This is a genomic window from Novosphingobium sp. SG754 (assembly GCF_013149315.1).
Lineage (GTDB): Bacteria > Pseudomonadota > Alphaproteobacteria > Sphingomonadales > Sphingomonadaceae > Novosphingobium > Novosphingobium capsulatum.
In genome coordinates, this window is record NZ_JABGCC010000001.1 from 75,036 (window position 1) to 93,266 (window position 18,231).

An 18,231-nucleotide genomic window follows, 5' to 3' on the forward strand; every position below is an offset into this window, starting at 1 on the left:
GACTGGCGCGGGCCGCGCCGGCTGGCTAGATATCCCCCATGAAATTTGCCCGCTCGGTCTGGAAAGTCCTCGTCGCGATCAAGGATGGCCTTGTCCTCCTGTTCCTCCTGCTGTTCTTCTGGGCGCTCTATGCCGCGCTGACGCTGCGGCCCACGCCCGGCCAGGTCCGCGATGGCGCCCTGACCATCACGCTGGACGGCAGCGTGGTGGAAGAACGCAGCGCGCTGGCACCGGCGCAGCTGCTGCTGTCGGGAGAGGCGCCCGCCCACGAATTCCAGGCTCGCGACGTGGCCCGCGCAATCGAGACGGCGGCCGATGACAGCCGCATCAAGGCCGTGGTGATCGATCTGGAGCAGTTCACCGGCGGCCGTCAGGTGCACATGAGCCGAATCGGCGCGGCGATGGACAAGGTGCGCGCCGCGCATAAGCCGGTGCTGGTGCGCGCGCTGCTCTATACCGACGATGCGGTGCAGCTGGCGGCCCACGCCAGCGAGGCATGGGTCGATCCGATCGGCGGGGCAGTGGTCACCGGGCCAGGCGGTTCGCAACTCTATTACAAGGCCTTGATGGACCGCTTCAAGGTCAAGGCGCACATCTTCAAGGTGGGCACCTACAAGTCTGCGGTGGAACCCTATGCCCGCAGCGATGCCTCACCCGAGGCCAAGGAGAACCTCTCCGCGATCTATGGCGCGCTGTGGTCGGCTTGGAAGGCGGAAGTGACCAAGGCGCGGCCCAAGGCCAATATCGACTTGGTCACGCGTGATCCGGCGCAATGGCTGGCGCAGAGCGGTGGCGACATGGCCCAGGCCGCGGTCAAGGCCGGGCTGGTCGACAAGGTGGGTGACAAGATCGCCTTCGGCAAGCGCGTGGGCGACCTGGTCGGCCATGATCCGGCGGCGGGCGAGGGCGGCTACAAGGGCTCTACCCTGGCGCAATATCTCGCCGACAAGCCCGCCCCGACGACTGGCAAGGCGATTGCCGTGGTCACCGTGGCCGGCACGATCGTCGATGGCGATGCCGGGCCGGGCTCGGCTGGCGGCACGCGCATTGCCAACCTGATCGACCAGGCCGTGGCCAGCGGCAACTACGCCGCGCTGGTGGTGCGGGTGGATTCGCCCGGCGGCTCGGTCACGGCAGCAGAGCGCATCCGTGCGGCGATTGCCCGGGCCCGCGCCAAGGGGCTGCCGGTCGCGGTCTCGATGGCCAACCTTGCGGCAAGCGGGGGCTATTGGGTCTCCACCCCGGCGCAGCGGGTGTTTGCCGAACCGGCGACGATCACTGGTTCGATCGGCGTATTTGCCGTTATCCCGAGCTTTGAGGACACGCTGGCGAGCTATGGCGTGACCGCGGACGGTGTGCGCACCACGCCGCTCTCGGGCCAGCCCGATGTGGTTGGCGGCCTCAGCCCGCAGTTCGAGGCGCTCTCGCAGGCTTCGGTAGAAAGCTATTACGCGCGGTTCCTGCGCCTGGTGGCCGATGCCCGGCACAAGAGCCCGCAGGACATCGACAAGATCGCGCAGGGCCGGGTGTGGGATGGTGGCACCGCGCGCCAGATCGGCCTGGTCGATCAATTCGGTGAACTGGAAGATGCCGTGGCCTGGGCGGCCAAGGCCGCCAAGGCGGACAGCTGGCACGCCGAATTTTTGGGCAGCAATCCCGGGGGCTGGCAAGGCTTCCTGTCGGGCCTGATGGGCGATGATGGCAGCACCGATAGCCGCGCGGCGGGCGATGTCACCGGGCTGCTCGCCCAGCGGCAGCAGGCACTGGGTTGGCGCGTGCTGGCCGATCTGGGCCGGCTCAACAGCACCGCAGGTGCGCAAGTCTATTGCCTGGAATGCGGCGGCACCGCGGCCATGGCGCCGCCGCCCGCAGCCCAGGGCCTGGTGGCGCAGGCGTCATGGCTGGCCTTGCTGGGCAAGCTGCTCTGAACGCCTGCTGGAAAGCCGGTCAGTCGGGCGCGGGGAATTCGTCCGGGCTGATCGGGTCGATCCGGTCGGGTGTTACCGGCGGGGTTTCGCTGGGCGCCGGTTCGGGGGTTTCCTGCGGGGTGATCGCCGGCGGAACGTCGGGCGGCGATTGCGGGTCGATGCGATCGGGCGGGGGTGTGCTGGCCATGGCAGATGCTCCTTGCGACCGGTCTGTTTTGCCGGACCTTTGCCACGCGAAAATCGCGCGGGCATGAACGGGCAACCGCGCGCCAGGGTGCTTGTTCCCCGCGTGGGCGCGCTTGTTCCAGGGGGAAAGCGCGCCGGGCTTGTGCTTTTCACCCGGCTGCGATAGGGGCACCGCTCGCTTTTTGCCGGATGCGGGCGTGGCGGAACTGGTAGACGCGCTGGATTTAGGTTCCAGTATCGCAAGATGTGGGGGTTCGAGTCCCTTCGCCCGCACCAGGGTTCACCCCCCGGCTTTGCACGGATTTTGAGGCGCCTGTCACGGCGTCAGTCGAGAAAGTTGGATCAGGATGCAGATCGTCGAAACCAGCAACGAGGGCCTGAAGCGCGCCTACGCCGTGACCATTCCGGCGGCGGACATTGCCGCGCGCGTGGAAGGTGAAATCAAGAAGATCGCCCCCCAGGTGCGCATGCCGGGCTTCCGCCCGGGCAAGGTGCCGGCCAACCTGGTCAAGAAGATGCACGGCCCGGCCCTGCACCAGGAAGCCCTGCAGACCACGATTCGCGAAGCGATGGACAAGCTGGTGGCCGACCACCAGCTGCGTCCCGCGATGCAGCCGGACGTGTCGCTGGGCGAAGGCTATGAAGAAGGCCAGGACGCAAAGCTGACCGTCAGCCTCGAAGTGCTGCCCAAGGTCGAAGCGCCCGCGCTCGATGGGCTCAAGCTCGACAAGCTGGTCGTGCCCGTGACCGAAGACCAGGTGGACGAAGCGGTGAACCGCATCGCCGCCGGCCAGAAGAAGTTCAGCGACGCTGCCGAAGGCGCGGAAGCCAAGGACGGCGACCAGCTGATCATCGACTTCCTCGGCAAGCTGGACGGCGAACCCTTCGAAGGTGGCGCGGCTGAAGACCAGGCGCTGGAAATCGGCGCTGGCCGCTTCATCCCCGGTTTCGAGGAACAGCTCGTTGGCGCCAAGGCCGGCGACGAAAAGGTCATTACCGTGACCTTCCCCGAGGACTATCCCGCCGCCAACCTGGCCGGCAAGGAAACCACCTTTGACATCACGGTCAAGGCGGTGAAGAATCCGGGTGAATTCGTTGCTGACGACGATTTCGCCAAGGCGCTGGGCCTGGAAAGCCTGGAACAGCTGCGTGGCCTGCTCAAGGGCCAGCTGGAGCAGGAAACTGCCGGCCTGACCCGCACCCAGATGAAGCGCGCCCTGCTCGACCAGCTGGCTGCCGGCCATGACTTCGACGTGCCGCCCTCGATGGTGGAAGCCGAATTCGAGCAGATCTGGCAGCAGCTGACCCAGGAAGCGCAGAACGAGGAAAACCCCGAGGAAGCGCTCAAGGAAATCGAAGCCGAGAAGGACGATTACCGCAAGATCGCCGAGCGTCGCGTGCGTCTGGGCCTGCTCCTGTCGGAAATCGGCCAGGCCAACGGTGTGGTGGTCACTGCGCAGGAAATGGAAATGCTGATCCGCCAGGCGGCCCAGCAGTACCGCGAACAGGATCGTCAGCGCTTCATCGACTATGTGCGCTCCGAGCCCCTGGCCGCTGCCCAGCTGCGCGCCCCGCTCTATGAAGACAAGGTCGTCGACTTCCTGTTCGACAAGGCCGAAGTCAGCGAGCGCGAAGTGACCCGCGAAGAGCTCCAGGCCGCGATTGAAGCCGAGGAAGGCGCCGCTGCCGCTCCGGCCGAAGCCAAGCCCGCCAAGAAGAAGGCGGCCAAGAAGGCCGAAGCCGAAACCGAAGCGGCTGGCGAAGCCGAAGAGGCCAAGCCCGCCAAGAAGGCTCCGGCCAAGAAGAAGGCTGCGGCCGACGCCGAGGCGGAACCCGCCGCTGAAGGCGAAGCCAAGCCCGCCAAGAAGAAGGCCGCCAAGAAGGCGACCGCCGAAGGCGAAGACGCCTGATCCAGCGCCACACGGCCTGATCAAGAAACAAAAATGGGGCGCTGCCGGCAACGGTGGCGCCCCGTTTGCTTTTAGGTGTTTGCCCTCAGGCATCATGCGGATTGGCGCGGTGATTCCTGGCATGAGAGAATCGGTCACATCGGAACCCGGGGGGATCTGCCGATGCATACCGTGCGCAATCGCAAGGGCGCTCGATCCGGCCAGCGTGTGCCGGCCAAGGCGCCAGTTTCATCTGCCGTTCCGCCAACTGCCGGTCCGCCAGCAGTCAGTCCGCCTGCCGCCAAGGCCGCCAGCAAGCGGGCCAAGGCCGATTTTACCCGGCCATTCCTGCTGGCCCAGGCTGCCACGCCGGCCTTTCCGTCCGATCTCATCCTGCCGCCCCATCGTGGCGCGATCATCACCACGGCGGCCTGGCCGGCGGGGATGATTCCGCCCGCACTGCCCGCCACGCCGCCGCTGCGCGCGCCGTTCATCGCGCCGCGCGGGCCGGCCACCATACCGCAAGGGCAGCCCGATCGTGATCGGCCAGGTCACGATTCGCGTCGCCAAGAGCCGCCGCGCAAGGCGCCGCATCGCGATCTGCCGCCCCGTCCGGGCACCCGCACCGCGCGCAAGGCGCAGCGCCGCGCGATGATCGCCGCCGAACACGCGCGCCGTTCCGCGGCTACCACACGTGAAGTCGCGGCCGCTTGTGCGCCGCCGGCCGAGATGCATGCCGCGCCGCCACTGCTGCAGCCTTCGCCGCCTGGCGTGCACTGGGTTGCGCCCGATGATCGCAGCCCCCTGCCGCGCCACCGCGCGCCGGTCGTGCCGCGCCAGGGCCTGCTCGATGCCATGGCCGCCAGTCTGGGCGACGCGGGTCGATTCCTGGCACGGCTGCTGCCAGGTAGCAGGCGCAGCCGCGAGTTGCGCGAGCGGGTGGCCCGAACCGAGGCCCGCCTGCGGGCGATGGAAGCGCAACTGGCTGCACTCGAAGCCCTGCGGGCGCGGGTGCAGGTCTGACCACGCGGCGAAAGGCGCCCGAATCTGGTCCAATATCCACGCATTCCCGCGCATTCGCGGTTAATGCCCTTGAACATCCTTTGCTGGCACGCGACATAGGCCATCGCAACCAGATGAGGATTCCCATGCTCGACGTGTTCGGCAGCAGCTCTGCCCAAGGAAAGTTCCACGCTGATCCGGTGACTGGCGCGCTCGTCCCGGTCGTCGTCGAGCAGACCAGCCGTGGCGAACGCAGCTTCGACATTTTCAGCCGCCTGCTGCGCGAACGCATCGTCTTCGTGACCGGCCAGGTGGAAGACCACATGGCGTCGCTGATCGTCGCCCAGCTTCTGTTCCTCGAGTCGGAAAATCCCTCGAAGGACATCTCGATGTACATCAACTCGCCCGGTGGCGTGGTGACGGCGGGCATGGCGATCCATGATACCATGCAGTACATCCGCCCGCGCGTGTCGACCGTGTGCATCGGCCAGGCCTGCTCGATGGGCAGCTTCCTGCTCGCCGCGGGCGAACCGGGCATGCGCATCGCGCTGCCGCATGCGCGAATCATGATCCACCAGCCTTCGGGCGGGGCGCAGGGCATGGCTTCGGATATCGAGATCCAGGCCCGTGAAATCCTGCGCATCAAGAAGCGCATGAACGACCTCTATGTGAAGTACACCGGCAAGAGCCTGGAAGAGGTCGAGAAGGCGATGGACCGCGATACCTTCCTCGAAGCGGACGAGGCTCTGGCCTTCGGTCTGGTCGACAAGGTGTTCGAATCGCGTCCCCAATCTGAACAGGTCGGCGTCGAAAGCGGCACCGGCGGGGCGCCTTCGGCCTGATTTTCTCTTCTGCCCCGGCTCCTTAAGCGTTGCGAAAGGAGCCGCGTGGCAGATACCATCACCTCGTTTCGTGTCCGGTTGATTAATACCCTTGGGGTAGTAGGATAGCCGGGCCCGCCCCTCGTGGAGGGGCGCCTGGGATTGAAGAATGACAAAGCTTTCCGGATCGGACTCTAAAAGCACGCTCTACTGCAGCTTCTGCGGCAAATCGCAGCATGAGGTGCGCAAGCTCATTGCCGGGCCGACGGTCTTTATCTGCGATGAGTGTGTCGAGCTGTGCAACGACATCATCCGGGAAGAGACCAAGCAGGGCATCGCCGGCAAGAAGGACGGTGGCGTTCCCACGCCGCGCGATATCTTCGAGACGCTCAATGATTATGTGATCGGCCAGGACCGCGCCAAGCGCGTGCTCTCGGTGGCGGTGCACAATCACTACAAGCGCCTGAAGCACAGCGGCAAGGGTGGCGACATCGAGCTGTCGAAGTCCAACATCCTGCTCGTTGGCCCCACCGGCTCGGGCAAGACGCTGCTGGCCCAGACGCTCGCCAAGACGTTCGACGTGCCGTTCACCATGGCCGACGCCACCACGCTGACCGAAGCGGGTTATGTGGGCGAGGACGTGGAGAACATCATCCTCAAGCTGCTGCAGGCCAGCGACTACAATGTCGAGAAGGCCCAGCACGGCATCGTCTACATCGACGAGATCGACAAGATCAGCCGCAAGGCCGAGAACCCGTCGATCACGCGCGACGTGTCGGGCGAAGGCGTGCAGCAGGCGCTGCTCAAGCTGATGGAAGGCACCACGGCTTCGGTGCCGCCGCAGGGTGGGCGCAAGCATCCGCAGCAGGAATTCCTGCAGGTGGACACGACCAACATCCTGTTCATCTGCGGCGGCGCCTTTGCCGGCCTGGAAAAGATCATCGCCGATCGCCTGCAGAAGCGTTCGATCGGTTTCGGCGCCCATGTCGCCGATCCCGACAAGCGCCGCGTGGGCGAACTGCTGCAGAAGGCAGAGCCGGAAGATCTTCAGAAGTTCGGCCTCATCCCCGAATTCATCGGCCGTCTGCCGGTCATCGCCACGCTCAACGATCTTGATGTGGCGGCCCTGGTGCAGATCCTGCGCGAACCCAAGAACGCGCTGGTCAAGCAGTACGCCAAGCTGTTTGAACTCGAAGACGTGACGCTGACCTTCACCGACGAGGCACTGGAAGCGATTGCCAAGAAGGCCATCGAGCGCAAGACCGGCGCGCGTGGCCTGCGCTCGATCGTCGAAGGCCTGCTGCTCGATACCATGTTCGATCTGCCCACGCTCGACGGCGTGACCGAAGTGGTGGTGGACAAGGACGTGGTCGATGGCCGCAAGGAGCCGGTCCAGGTCCTCAAGGGCAAGGAACAGGCTGCCTGAGGCTTTCCGTCTCGGAGCTATGAAAAACCCCCGCTGGCGACAGCGGGGGTTTTTGTTTGGGGCAAGCCTGGCAGGCTTGTTGCGCTTGCGCCCGAACACGCGAGGAAAGGGGAGGCAAACCCAAAACACCTCGCCCGTTCGCCCTGAGCTTGTCGAAGGGCGCCAGCACGACGCGCCCTGCCAGAGGGCTGCGCCAAGCTCAGCCCGAACGGGATCTGATGGACTGAGTTCATCTACGGCTTTGGTTTTAGCCCTCGATGCCCAGTTCGGTCAGCAGGAACGCGAATTCCTCGGCCGCTTCCTTGAGGCTTTCAAAGCGGCCGGATTTGCCGCCGTGGCCCGCGCCTATGTTGGTCTTGAAGATCAGCGGATTGCTGTCGGTCTTCAGCTCGCGCAGGCGCGCGACCCACTTGGCCGGCTCCCAATAGGTCACGCGTGGATCGTTGAGGCCGGCGGTGACCATCAGTGGCGGATAGGCCTGCGGCTTGACCTGGTCATAGGGCGAATAGGACCGGATCAGGTGAAAGGCGGCCGCATCGTCGATCGGGTTGCCCCATTCCGGCCATTCGCCCGGCGTGAGCGGCAGGCTTTCGTCGAGCATCGTGGCGAGCACGTCGACAAACGGCACATCGGCCACGACCGCGCCAAACAGGTCGGGCGCCTGGTTGATCACCGCGCCCATCAGCTCGCCGCCGGCGGAACCGCCCGAGGCCGAAATCCGCCCCGCCGTGGTAAAGTCATGGTCGATCAGGCCGCGCGCCACGTCGATGAAGTCGTTGAACGTGTTGGTGCGCGCGTCCAGCTTGCCGGCCTTGTACCAGCCCCGGCCCAGATCATCGCCGCCGCGAATGTGGGCAATGGCATAGGCCATGCCGCGATCGAGCAGCGAGAGGCGCGTGGTGGAAAAGCCCGGCCCGATGGCAATGCCATAGGCGCCATAGCCATAGAGATGCAGCGGCCCGCCGGCCGGACGGTCCTTGCGCCACACCACCGAGACCGGCACCAGCGTGCCATCGCGGGCAGGGATATCGAGCCGTGCCGTCTCATAGCGGCTGGCCTCATAGCCCGACGGGATTTCCTGGACCTTGAGCCGGGTCAGCGTGCGGCTGGGCACGTCATAGTCAAAGACCGAAGACGGGCTGACCATCGATTCATAGCCCACGCGCAGCGTCTGCGTGGCCCATTCCGGGTTGTCGCCCAGGCTCGCTTCATAGCTCGCCTCGGGAAAGGCGATCGGCTCGATCCGCGCCGGATCGTCGTAATAGCGCACCTCGATGCGATCGAGCCCGCGCACGCGGCCTTCGACGACATAGAAATCGCGGAACAGTTCAAACCCGGTGAGATAGAAATCGTCGCTGCCGGCGATCAGCGTGGTCCAGCTGGCAGGGTCGGCCAGCGGCGCGGTGGCGAGGCGGAAATTCTCGTGGGTGTCGTTGGTGTGGACGAACAGCGTCTCCCCGTGCAAGTCCACATCGTATTCCACGCCCTTTTCGCGCGGACGCACCAGGATCGGCGCCTGGAGCGGATCATCGGCCGGGATAAGGCGCACTTCGTTGGTTTCATGGTCGCCGGTCGATACGATCAGCCACTTCTCGTTGGCGGAAAGCGCGGCGCCGGCGCGAAAGCCTTCGTCATCCTCATGGTAGAGTTCCACGTCCTGGTCGAGCGGTTGGCCCAGCCAGTGCAGGCGCACATTGTCGGTGCGCCAGTTCTCGTTGGCGAGGCTATAGACCAGCCCCGTATCGCCCTTGACCCAGATCAGGCCTGAATTGGTGCCGGGGATTTCGTCGGGCAGGATTTCTCCGCTGGCGATCACCTTGATCCGCGCGTTGAAGCGTTCCGAGCCGTTATCGTCCACCGACCAGGCCAGCAGGCGCCCATCGTTGGACACCGAGATGGCACCCAGGCGGAAATAGTCATGGCCCTGCGCCAGGGCCACTTCGTCGAGAAGCAACTCGTCGGCACTGCCGTCGTCGGCCGCGTCGACCGGCCGGCGCCACCACTTCTTGTATTCCGCGCCCTCCTCGTACTCGATCCAATAGACCCAGTTGCCGTCCTTCTGCGGCACGGACTTGTCCGCTTCCTTGATGCGTCCGCGCATTTCGGCAAAGAGCTGGTCGATCAGCGGCTGGCGCGGGGCCATATGCGCCTGGAACCAGGCGTTCTCAGCCTCGAGGTGCGCGAGGATTTCGGGATCCTTGACCTCGGGATAGCCGGGATCGCGCAACCAGGCGTAATCGTCGGTGATCGTCACGCCATGATGGCTGATGCTGTGCGGCTTTTTTGCGGCAACGGGGGGCTGGGCGGCGATAGGGGTGGCTGCGGTCATCTCCGCCATCTATGGTGCCTGTGCCCGGCCTGCAAGGCGCGCCTCTGGCGTCTGCCGCATCAGGTGGTTACAATGCCAACCAGTTACCTGCCCATTACGCCCAAGGACGCCCCGCCATGTTGATGCAAACCCACGAAGCCCGCCTGGAAGCACTGCGCGCCGAGCTGGGACGACGCGGGCTGGATGGCTTCGTCATCCCGATTTCCGACGAGCACATGAGCGAATATGTCGGCGGCTATGCGCAGCGGCTCGGCTGGCTCACCGGGTTTGGCGGATCGGCCGGCACGGCGGTGGTGCTCAAGGATCGCGCGGCGATCTTCGTCGATGGGCGCTATACCATCCAGGTGCGCGAGCAGGTGGACGGGCGGCTCTATGAATACCAGTCCGTGCCGCAGACCAGCCCGGCAGCCTGGCTGGGCGAGCATGCGGCGCGCGGCGCGCGGATCGGCTATGATGCCTGGCTGCATGCCAAGCCCTGGGCCGATGGCGTGGCCAAGGCGCTGGAAGCCAAGGGCGCCAGCCTGGTGGCCGTGGACAGCAATCCCATCGACGCTGTGTGGCAGGACCGGCCCGCGCCCTCGGCGGCGCTGGCCGTGCCCCATGCCGACGCCCACGCCGGGCAAAGCGTCGCTGAAAAGCGCGCCATGCTGGCACAGTGGCTGACGGACAACGGCGCCGACGCGGCAGTGGTCACCGCGCTCGATGGCGTGGCCTGGTTGCTCAACATGCGCGGCGCCGATGTCGATCGCACGCCGGTGGCGCTCTCGTTCGTGGTGGCCCATGCCGATGGCACAGTCGATCTGTTCATTGCGCCCGAAAAGGTTGATGCCGCGCTCGTGGCGCACCTGGGCAATGCCGTGCGCGTACAGGATCGCGCGGCATTCGTGCCGGCACTGACGGCGCTGGCGGGCAAGACCGTGGCGGTCGACCCGGAACGCGCGGTCGCGGCCGTGTTCCGCGCGCTGGAAGGGGCGGAAGCGCGGGTTCTCACGCTCACCGATCCCACCGTGCTGCCCAAGGCGCGCAAGAACCCGGTGGAACAGGCCGGTCACCGCGCCGCCCAGGCGCGTGATGGCGCGGCGGTAAGCCGGTTCCTGCACTGGCTGTCGGTGACCGCGCCCAAGGGCGGTGAAACCGAACTTTCCGCTGCCGCGCGCCTCCATGCCGAGCGGGAGAAGACCGGCCTGCTCAAGGACCTGTCGTTCGACACCATTTCGGGCGCCGGCCCCAATGCGGCGATCCCGCACTATCACGTGGACGAACAGTCCAACCGCGCGATCGCGCCGGGCAGCGTCTATCTGGTCGATTCGGGCGGGCAGTACCTTGATGGCACTACCGATATCACCCGCACGGTGTGGATCGGGCCGGGCGAGGCGCCGGCCGAGGTCAAGGACCGCTTTACCCGCGTGCTCAAGGGCCATATCGCGCTGGACCAGGCGGTGTTTCCGCAGGGCACGCCTGGTGGCGCGCTCGACAGCTTTGCCCGCCAGTTCCTGTGGGCGGCCGGCCTCGATTATGCCCATGGCACCGGCCATGGCGTGGGCAGCTTCCTGGCGGTGCATGAAGGGCCGCAGCGCATTGCCAAGGCATCGGGCGCGCAGGCCGGCACCGGGCAGGGCCTGCTGCCCGGCATGATCCTGTCCAACGAGCCGGGCTATTACAAGGCGGGCGAATACGGCATCCGCATCGAGAACCTGATCCTGGTGGAAGAGCGCATGATCGCCGGTGCGGAAGGCGCGTTCTGCGGGTTCGAAACGCTTACCTTCGTCCCGATCGACCGCGCACTGGTGGATGTTGCCCTGCTGACCCCGGCCGAGCGGGCGTGGTGGAACGACTATCACGCGCGCACCCAGGCGCTGCTGGCGCCGCTGCTCGAGGGTGAAGACCGCGCCTGGCTGGAGGCTGCCTGCGCGCCCATCTGATCTTGCGATCGGCTGTGTTCATGATACGTTCTTGTGGTGGCGACTCGCTGCAAGGAGAGCGATGATGATCGGTTATGTCACCCTGGGAACCAACGATCTGGAGCGGGCGGCACCGTTCTACGACGCGCTTGCGGCCGAACTGGGCACGGGGCGCATGTTCGAATGGCCCGGGGCGATTGCCTGGGGTACGGCCGGTGGCGCCGCCGGGGTGGCGCTGATGAAGCCGTTCGATGGGCAGCCGGCCACCGTGGGCAATGGCGTCATGGTCGCGTTCGAAGCCAAGGAGCCGGCGCAGGTCGATCGGCTGCACGCCCTGGCCCTGGCAAATGGCGGCAGCTGTGAAGGCGCTCCTGGCCCGCGCGGTGATGGCGGGTTCTATGCTGCCTATTTTCGTGATCCCGATGGCAACAAGCTCAATGCCTTCGTGATGGGCACGTCCTGAGCCGCACAACCCGGCACAGCGGCGCGGGCGGGGAAGGGGGCTTCGCGCCGTTTGCCGTGAATGTATCGGTCTTATTTCACGGCCTGGACAATCACCCGCCACAATTGCCGGAGATGCAGCGGCTTTGGCGGTTTTCACCGAGCATTTAACTATTTCAAGTTATTGGTTTGGATAGATAGTTGGGTCAGGCGGGAAGCGTGGTCCCCTGCCGAAATGATGCGACAATTGGCGACAAAATACCCCCTGTCCCGACATAATCGCGCGACATCCACGGCCTATACAATGAGCCATGGAAGCTGCGGTGCCCGCCACTTCAGTCCCCACGGCCGGAAGGGGTGTCCCTCCCCCTTAGTCCCTAGCCTCTTTCGGCATGGCGGCGCCGCAGCTTCCTCATCCCCCAGGTCTTTTGCGGTGCCGATACCGTCATCAATGGCGATCGGTGCCCTTGTCTGTCCGGAGTTTGCCCAGATGAAGAAAAGCGTCCTTGGCCTTGGTGGGGCCCTTGCCGCCCTCGCGGGGGCTGGCGCGCTCTATGCCGCCGCAGCCTCCGCGCCGGCACAGGCCGATCCCGCTGCGCCTGGCCGCGCTATGGGCGATGGTGGCATCACCTGGGCGCAGGCCCAGGCGCAAGCCGATGCCCTGTGGCAGAGGATGGACGTGAACAAGGACGGCAAGATCGACCAGGCCGACCGCGATGCGCGCCTCGCGCAGCGGTTCGATGCGATCGACACCAACCACGATGGTGTGATCAGCCGCGCCGAATTCATGGCGCAGCATCACATGATGAAGCCGGGCATGCCCCCCATGGCTGGCCGTGATGGCGACATGCCGCCGCCACCACCACCGGGCGGCATGGCCCCCGAAGGCGGGCGCCACGGCTGGCACGGCATGCGCATGGGCGGGTTTGGCGCGGTTTTGCACGCTGCCCTGCGTGACAAGGATGGCGCGGTGACCCGCGCTGCGTATGATGCGGCGGTCAAATCGCAATTCGACAGGGCCGATACCAACCATGATGGCAAGCTTACCCGCGAAGAAATCCGCGCCGCATTTGGCCGTGAGGGCCACCGCTGGGGCGGGAAAGGCGGCCCTGGCGGTCCGCGCTGGCGCGATGGCGAGCGCATGGACGGCCCGCCGCCGCCCCCGCCGGCCGGCAACTGATCACCGGGCAGCGCAGGTATGAGCGAGGCAGCGGTAACCCGCATCCTTCTGGTCGACGACGAAGCAGCCCTGCGCGAAGTGCTGGCGGACTATCTGGTTCGCCAGGGCTTTGCCGTGGTCCAGGCGGGCAACGCGGCGGAAGCCCGCGCGCGGATCGCGGGAGAAATGTTCGACCTCGTGCTGCTCGACATCATGATGCCGGGCGAGGATGGCCTGTCGCTGTGCCGGCACCTGGCCGAAAGCCGGGCGCTTCCAGTGATCTTCATCACCGCCAAGGGCGAATCCACCGACCGCATCGTCGGCCTCGAGATTGGCGCTGACGACTACGTGGTCAAGCCGTTCGACCCGCGCGAACTGGTGGCGCGGATACGCTCGGTCCTGCGGCGCAGCGCGCGCGTGGCCGTCGATGCCCCCGAAGCGCTGGTCTATGAATTCGAAGGCTGGACGCTCGATCCGCTCAAGCGCCGGCTGACCGATCGCGAAGGCGCGGTCGTCGCCATTTCCTCGGCCGAATTTCGCCTGCTCATGGCGTTTCTGGATCATCCTCGCCAGGTGCTCGATCGCGATCGCCTGCTCGACATGGTCCAGGGCCGCGAGGCGCATCTGTTCGATCGCGCGGTGGACAACCAGATCAGCCGCCTGCGCCGCAAGATCGAGGAAGACAGCCGCAATCCGCAACTGATCCAGACCGTGTGGGGCGGCGGCTACATGCTCGCGACCGAAGTGCGCAAGGTGGCAGGCCGCGACTGATGCTGCGCTGGCCTGCCTGGACCATATCGCGCGCACCGCGCAGCCTGCAGGGGCAGATGCTCCTGGCGATCGCGCTGGCGCTGCTGGTGGCGCAGGGGCTTTCGGCCGCGCTGATCTGGCGCGAACAGAACGAGCGGCGCGTGCAACTGACCGTGAACGAGGCGGCATTTCGCCTGATCGGCCAGCCACCACGCGAAAACCGCCCGCCTGACGGCCGCCCGCACGGGCCGCCGCCTGACGATATCTGGCGCCTGCCGCGCCCTTTGCGCGTGCGCGTCGATGCCACTTCGCCAGAGCGGCCGGGCGACCGCCAGCGCAGCGACGTGGCGAGCGCGTTGCATGATGTGCTGGAAACCCAGGGTCTGGTCCATCGCCAGGTCTTGGTGGTGGAGCGCGATCCCCAGGCGGATGCGATTGTTGGGGCGTGGTTTGGCGATGTCAGCAAGCGGCTGGAAAGCTTTGGCGATCATCGGCCGCAAGCGCGCCTGATCATCGCCTCGATCCAGCGGCCCGATGGCACCTGGCTCACTGCGCGCATCCTTTCGCCGGCCAATGAGCGCCAAGTGATCCTCTCGCTGCTGATGCAGACGGTGCTGCTCTATTTCGTGCTGGTTGGCGCGGTGGCGCTGATCCTGCGGCGCATTGCGCGGCCGCTCAAGGCCTTGACCGGGCGAGTGGAAGCCTTTGCCCGCGAACGCAATGCCGATGGCCAGCTCGAACCCGAGGGGCCTGATGATATCCGCCGCCTGATCGTGGCCCACAATGCCATGGAAGCGCGCATTGTTGGTCTGCTCGATGAAAAGGACGTGATGCTGGGCGCGATCGGCCACGATTTGAAAACGCCGCTGGCCGCGCTGCGCGTGCGGATCGAGGCGGTGGAGGACGAGAACGAGCGCGCCCGCATGGCCGCCACGATCGAGGATATCAACCGCTCGCTCGACGACATTCTCTCGCTCGCCCGGGTTGGCCGTCCGTCTGACCCGTTGGAGACCACCGAGCTTTCGGCCCTCGTCGCCGATGTCATGGGCGAATACGAGGATATGGGCGAGGATGTGACGCTGGAAGACACCGTGCGCATCGTTCTGCCGCTGCGCGCCACCTGGCTGCGCCGCGCCATGCGCAACCTGGTGTCCAACGCGCTGCGCTATGGCCAGCGGGCGCGCGTGTCACTGGCGCGCGAAGACGGGGAGGCGGTGCTGCGCATCGAGGACGATGGCCCGGGCATTCCCGAAGGCGATATCCTGCGCATGCTGGAGCCGTTCACCCGGCTGGAGGCCTCGCGTAATACCGCGACCGGCGGCACGGGCCTGGGCCTGACGCTGGCCCGCGCGATTGCCGACCAGCACGGCGGCTCGCTCGTCCTCGCCAACCGTTGGCACGCGGGCCAGGTCGTGGGCCTGGTTGCCACGCTGCGTCTGCCGCTGGCAGCCTGACCGCGCCGGCACGGTTTTGCCTCATTCCTCGTCAGGATAGGGACCCTTGCCACCCTCGGCGATGAAGCGATCGATCCGGGCGTGCAGCACAGGCAGCGGCACTGAGCCCAGCTCGAGCACGGCATCGTGGAAGGCGCGGATGTTGAACTTGTCGCCCAGCGCCTTTTCCGCGCGGGCGCGATCCTCCACGATGGCCATTTCGCCCAGGTAATAGCTCAGCGCCTGGCCGGGCCAGGCGATATAGCGATCGGTTTCGGTCTCGATCTCGTGATCCGACAGGGCGGTATTATCGTGCAGGAAGGCCAGCGCCTGTTCGCGCGTCCAGCCCTTGGCGTGAATGCCGGTATCGACCACCAGCCGCGCCGCACGCCACATCTGGTACGACAGCATGCCAAAGCGTTCATAGGGCGTGGTGTAGATGCCCATCTCCACCCCCAGCTTTTCGCAATAGAGCGCCCAGCCTTCGCCATAGGCAGAGATGTAGGTGCGCTGGCGCCAGGCCGGCAGGCCCTTGTTTTCCGATGCCAATGACATCTGGAACGCATGGCCTGGCGCGCTTTCGTGCAGGGTGAGGGCGGGCAGCGAATAGAGCTGGCGTGCTGGCAGGTTCCAGGTGTTGACCAGATAGACGCCCGGCCCGCCGCGCCCGGCGGTATAGAACGGGGCAATGTCGGCGGGCACCGGGCGAATGGCAAAGCGCTTGCGCGGCAGGCGGCCAAACCAGTCGGCTGCCTTGCCGTCGAACGTCTTGGCGATCCATGCCGCACGGTTGATCAGATCTTGAGGGCTGCTCGCAACGAACTGCGGATCGCTGCGCAGCTTGGCCAGGAACGCGGGCAGGTCACCGGTAAAGCCCACCTGTGTCATGATCTCCTGCATCTGCGCACGGATCCCGGCCACCTCGGCCAGGCCGATCTGGTGGATCGCGTCGGGCGTCAGGTCGGTGGTGGTATATTCGCGGATCTGCGCCTGGTAATAGTCTTTCCCTTGGGGCAGGCCCTGGGCGGCAAGGCCGGTGCGGGCATGGGGCAGATAATCGCTGCGCAGATAGGCGAGCAGGGCGCGGTGCGCCGGCACGACTTCGCTGGTGATCGCCGTGCGTGCCTCGTCGGTCAGGGCCTTGGCCGTGGCCTGCGGAATACTGGCAGGCAGGGCCTTGAACGGCTCGAAGAACGGGTTGGCATCGGCGGTCTTGGCGTCCGTTATCGGCAGCAGCGACAGATCGCGGCCCTTGAGCGTGACTTGCGGCGCGGTAAATCCGCGTGCCAGCCCCGCCTTCATGTTGGCCATCTGCTGCGCGAAATAGCGCGGCACGGCATGCAGCATGGCGATATAGGCGCGCGCTTCGCTTTCGTTGCGGAACGGCGTGCGTGCGGTATCGGCCAGGTTGCCCCAGAACGTGGTGTCTGAATTGAGCGGCTTTTCCCACTCGTGAAAGCGCTGCGCCGAAAGCAGCGTTTCGATCTGGTAGCGATAGATCGCATAGTTGACGCGCGCGGCCGGCGAGAGCGCGCCCTGGTCGATGGCGCCCAGCGCTTTCAGCGTTTGCGCCCAGCGCGCCTCGCGCGCGGACTGAGCGGCAGCGCTTACATCGGGCAGGCGATAGCTGGGGCGATCGTCGTTCTCGCCATCGCCAAACTGCGCCTGGCGCCAGGTCCATTCAGCATCGGCCAGGGCATAGAACGCGGCGTCCGCGGAAGCACTGGCAGCAACCGCGGGGACAGGCGCCTGCGCATGGGCTGGCAGGGCCACGCCAAGCAAGAGAGCGGCCAGCAGCGGGAGACGATGAACGGTCACGGCGGCACGATACTCCTGTTGCAGATGCAACCGGGTAGCGTGGGAAATGGCCCATGTGCAAGCTGGACCGGACCGGGCGCGGGCGCTATCCCGATGATCATGAGCGAAAACAGCGGGAGCAGCAGATCGGCCACCGGGCCAGGCTGGTGGCAGGTGGCGCGCCACGGCACGTGCCCGGCTTGCAATACGCCCGGCATGGTCTGGGCCGGCCGGGTGTGGGAGCCGCCCAAGCTCAACGACCACTGCCGCGCCTGTGGCGAGCCGCTGGCCGTGCACGAGGCAAGCGGGCGCGCGCTCTATCCGGTGGTCATCCCGCTGGTGGCACTGCTGGTGTTTTCCGCGCTGCGGGTCGATGATATCTGGCGCCTGCCCTTGTGGGTCTATCCGCTGGTCTGGGGTCCGGCGAGCGCATTGCTGGTGGGCCTTGCAGTGCGTGCTGTGCGCGCCGCCGTGCTAGCCGCGCGTGTGGCACCGCGAGGGCAGGGCTGATGCGGCGCGTTCCCGTGCTGCCCACCGTGATCGTGCTGCTGGCCGTGGCGGTGATGATCGGCCTGGGTTTCTGGCAATTGCAGCGCAAGGTGCAGAAAGAGGCGCTGCTGGCGCGCTTTGCCGCCGCGCTGGTCAATCCCGCGCCCGTCCCGTTTCCGGTGCCTGGCGATGGCAAGGCCGTGCTCTATCGTCGCGCCACGTTCGATTGCCGGGTGCAGCCTGGCCTGTGGGATTCGGTGGGCGGCCGCAATGCTGCGGGTGAAAGCGGCTATGTGCACATTGCCCACTGCCAGGCGCCGGGTGGCATGCCCGCGCTGGTGCAACTGGGCTGGTCGCGCGATCCGCATCCGCCGCAATGGGATGGTGGGCGGGTCACGGGCCGAATCGCCCCGTTCCACAAGATCACCCGCCTGGTTGCCGATCCGCCGCTTGCCGGCCTGGGCGCCAATGCCGCGCCTGATCCGTCTGGCATTCCCAACAACCACCTGGCCTACGCGGTGCAGTGGTTCCTGTTCGCCGCGGTAGCGCTGGTGATCTATGCCCTGGCCCTGCGCCGGCGCGCGAAAGGCGCGGCGGTGGTTGTCACGATGCCCCCGGGGCGCTAGGCGCCGCGCTGACGACAACGCGCGCGATGGCGTGCCGGTGATGATTGGGCGCTG

Annotated in this window: 15 protein-coding genes and 1 tRNA gene; 13 read left to right on the forward strand and 3 right to left on the reverse strand. The window is 66.3% G+C overall.

The window, feature by feature from the left end:
* Nucleotides 1-38 precede the first annotated feature (38 nt).
* Nucleotides 39-1,928, forward strand: coding sequence for a signal peptide peptidase SppA (gene sppA / locus FHW97_RS00370; protein WP_171797726.1), 1,890 nt, complete (start codon nt 39-41; stop codon nt 1,926-1,928).
* 19 nt (nt 1,929-1,947) lie between these two features.
* On the opposite strand, the gene FHW97_RS00375 is transcribed toward sppA, so the two are convergent.
* Nucleotides 1,948-2,115 carry a hypothetical protein gene (locus FHW97_RS00375; RefSeq protein ID WP_022676538.1) on the reverse strand — a complete coding sequence of 56 codons (168 nt, stop codon included), beginning with the start codon at nt 2,113-2,115 and terminating at the stop codon, nt 1,948-1,950.
* A 190-nt stretch (nt 2,116-2,305) separates the two neighbouring features.
* On the opposite strand from FHW97_RS00375, the gene FHW97_RS00380 reads away from it, so the two are divergent.
* From FHW97_RS00380 to clpX, 5 genes are all read left to right on the forward strand, one after another.
* A tRNA-Leu gene (locus tag FHW97_RS00380) sits at nt 2,306-2,390 on the forward strand.
* A gap of 71 nt (nt 2,391-2,461) precedes the next feature.
* A complete protein-coding gene (gene tig / locus FHW97_RS00385) occupies nt 2,462-4,024 on the forward strand; it encodes a trigger factor (RefSeq protein WP_054132274.1) in 1,563 nt (520 codons plus the stop codon).
* Between the two features lie 162 nt (nt 4,025-4,186).
* On the forward strand, nt 4,187-5,026 hold the full coding sequence (locus tag FHW97_RS00390) for a hypothetical protein (protein WP_062786990.1): 840 nt from the start codon (nt 4,187-4,189) through the stop codon (nt 5,024-5,026).
* Nucleotides 5,027-5,151: 125 nt separating this feature from the next.
* Complete coding sequence (gene clpP, locus FHW97_RS00395; protein WP_022678078.1) at nt 5,152-5,847, forward strand: ATP-dependent Clp endopeptidase proteolytic subunit ClpP; 696 nt, start codon at nt 5,152-5,154, stop codon at nt 5,845-5,847.
* A 148-nt stretch (nt 5,848-5,995) separates the two neighbouring features.
* Nucleotides 5,996-7,252 carry an ATP-dependent Clp protease ATP-binding subunit ClpX gene (clpX, locus tag FHW97_RS00400; protein WP_022678079.1) on the forward strand — a complete coding sequence of 419 codons (1,257 nt, stop codon included), beginning with the start codon at nt 5,996-5,998 and terminating at the stop codon, nt 7,250-7,252.
* 247 nt (nt 7,253-7,499) lie between these two features.
* Here the strand turns inward: clpX and FHW97_RS00405 are convergent, their stop codons facing one another.
* Entirely contained in the window at nt 7,500-9,590 is a 2,091-nt protein-coding gene (locus FHW97_RS00405; RefSeq protein WP_171797727.1) for a S9 family peptidase, read from the reverse strand.
* Between the two features lie 113 nt (nt 9,591-9,703).
* Between FHW97_RS00405 and FHW97_RS00410 the strand changes: the two genes are divergently transcribed.
* The 5 genes from FHW97_RS00410 (at nt 9,704) to FHW97_RS00430 (ending at nt 15,286) form a co-directional block, all read left to right on the forward strand.
* Nucleotides 9,704-11,503 (forward strand): aminopeptidase P family protein, encoded by a 1,800-nt coding sequence (locus FHW97_RS00410; RefSeq protein WP_054132315.1) that lies wholly within the window; start codon nt 9,704-9,706, stop codon nt 11,501-11,503.
* A gap of 64 nt (nt 11,504-11,567) precedes the next feature.
* Nucleotides 11,568-11,945 (forward strand): VOC family protein, encoded by a 378-nt coding sequence (locus tag FHW97_RS00415; protein WP_028658330.1) that lies wholly within the window; start codon nt 11,568-11,570, stop codon nt 11,943-11,945.
* A 468-nt stretch (nt 11,946-12,413) separates the two neighbouring features.
* On the forward strand, nt 12,414-13,103 hold the full coding sequence (locus FHW97_RS00420; RefSeq protein ID WP_158271907.1) for an EF-hand domain-containing protein: 690 nt from the start codon (nt 12,414-12,416) through the stop codon (nt 13,101-13,103).
* An 18-nt stretch (nt 13,104-13,121) separates the two neighbouring features.
* Complete coding sequence (locus FHW97_RS00425) at nt 13,122-13,853, forward strand: response regulator (protein WP_022678083.1); 732 nt, start codon at nt 13,122-13,124, stop codon at nt 13,851-13,853.
* On the forward strand, nt 13,853-15,286 hold the full coding sequence (locus FHW97_RS00430) for a HAMP domain-containing sensor histidine kinase (protein WP_022678084.1): 1,434 nt from the start codon (nt 13,853-13,855) through the stop codon (nt 15,284-15,286). Before FHW97_RS00425 ends, FHW97_RS00430 begins: the two co-directional genes overlap by 1 nt.
* A gap of 21 nt (nt 15,287-15,307) precedes the next feature.
* Here FHW97_RS00430 and FHW97_RS00435 read toward each other — a convergent pair whose 3' ends face one another.
* On the reverse strand, nt 15,308-17,083 hold the full coding sequence (locus FHW97_RS00435; protein WP_370525308.1) for a DUF885 family protein: 1,776 nt from the start codon (nt 17,081-17,083) through the stop codon (nt 15,308-15,310).
* A 99-nt stretch (nt 17,084-17,182) separates the two neighbouring features.
* On the opposite strand from FHW97_RS00435, the gene FHW97_RS00440 reads away from it, so the two are divergent.
* Nucleotides 17,183-17,572 (forward strand): DUF983 domain-containing protein, encoded by a 390-nt coding sequence (locus FHW97_RS00440; RefSeq protein ID WP_171797728.1) that lies wholly within the window; start codon nt 17,183-17,185, stop codon nt 17,570-17,572.
* Entirely contained in the window at nt 17,572-18,177 is a 606-nt protein-coding gene (locus tag FHW97_RS00445) for an SURF1 family protein (RefSeq protein ID WP_171797729.1), read from the forward strand. The genes FHW97_RS00440 and FHW97_RS00445 overlap by 1 nt, the downstream gene beginning before the upstream one ends.
* Nucleotides 18,178-18,231: the final 54 nt, after the last annotated feature.

Excerpts from the sequence above, each read along its gene's own strand:
- FHW97_RS00445 (WP_171797729.1), top strand. The coding sequence starts at position 17,572 with ATGCGGCGCGTTCCCGTGCTGCCCACCGTGATCGTGCTGCTGGCCGTG.
- clpP (WP_022678078.1), top strand. The coding sequence starts at position 5,152 with ATGCTCGACGTGTTCGGCAGCAGCTCTGCCCAAGGAAAGTTCCACGCT.
- clpX (WP_022678079.1), top strand. The coding sequence starts at position 5,996 with ATGACAAAGCTTTCCGGATCGGACTCTAAAAGCACGCTCTACTGCAGC.
- FHW97_RS00405 (WP_171797727.1), bottom strand. The coding sequence starts at position 9,590 with ATGGCGGAGATGACCGCAGCCACCCCTATCGCCGCCCAGCCCCCCGTT.
- FHW97_RS00390 (WP_062786990.1), top strand. The coding sequence starts at position 4,187 with ATGCATACCGTGCGCAATCGCAAGGGCGCTCGATCCGGCCAGCGTGTG.
- tig (WP_054132274.1), top strand. The coding sequence starts at position 2,462 with ATGCAGATCGTCGAAACCAGCAACGAGGGCCTGAAGCGCGCCTACGCC.
- FHW97_RS00430 (WP_022678084.1), top strand. The coding sequence starts at position 13,853 with ATGCTGCGCTGGCCTGCCTGGACCATATCGCGCGCACCGCGCAGCCTG.
- FHW97_RS00415 (WP_028658330.1), top strand. The coding sequence starts at position 11,568 with ATGATCGGTTATGTCACCCTGGGAACCAACGATCTGGAGCGGGCGGCA.
- FHW97_RS00420 (WP_158271907.1), top strand. The coding sequence starts at position 12,414 with ATGAAGAAAAGCGTCCTTGGCCTTGGTGGGGCCCTTGCCGCCCTCGCG.
- FHW97_RS00410 (WP_054132315.1), top strand. The coding sequence starts at position 9,704 with ATGCAAACCCACGAAGCCCGCCTGGAAGCACTGCGCGCCGAGCTGGGA.
- FHW97_RS00375 (WP_022676538.1), bottom strand. The coding sequence starts at position 2,115 with ATGGCCAGCACACCCCCGCCCGATCGCATCGACCCGCAATCGCCGCCC.
- FHW97_RS00425 (WP_022678083.1), top strand. The coding sequence starts at position 13,122 with ATGAGCGAGGCAGCGGTAACCCGCATCCTTCTGGTCGACGACGAAGCA.
- sppA (WP_171797726.1), top strand. The coding sequence starts at position 39 with ATGAAATTTGCCCGCTCGGTCTGGAAAGTCCTCGTCGCGATCAAGGAT.
- FHW97_RS00440 (WP_171797728.1), top strand. The coding sequence starts at position 17,183 with ATGAGCGAAAACAGCGGGAGCAGCAGATCGGCCACCGGGCCAGGCTGG.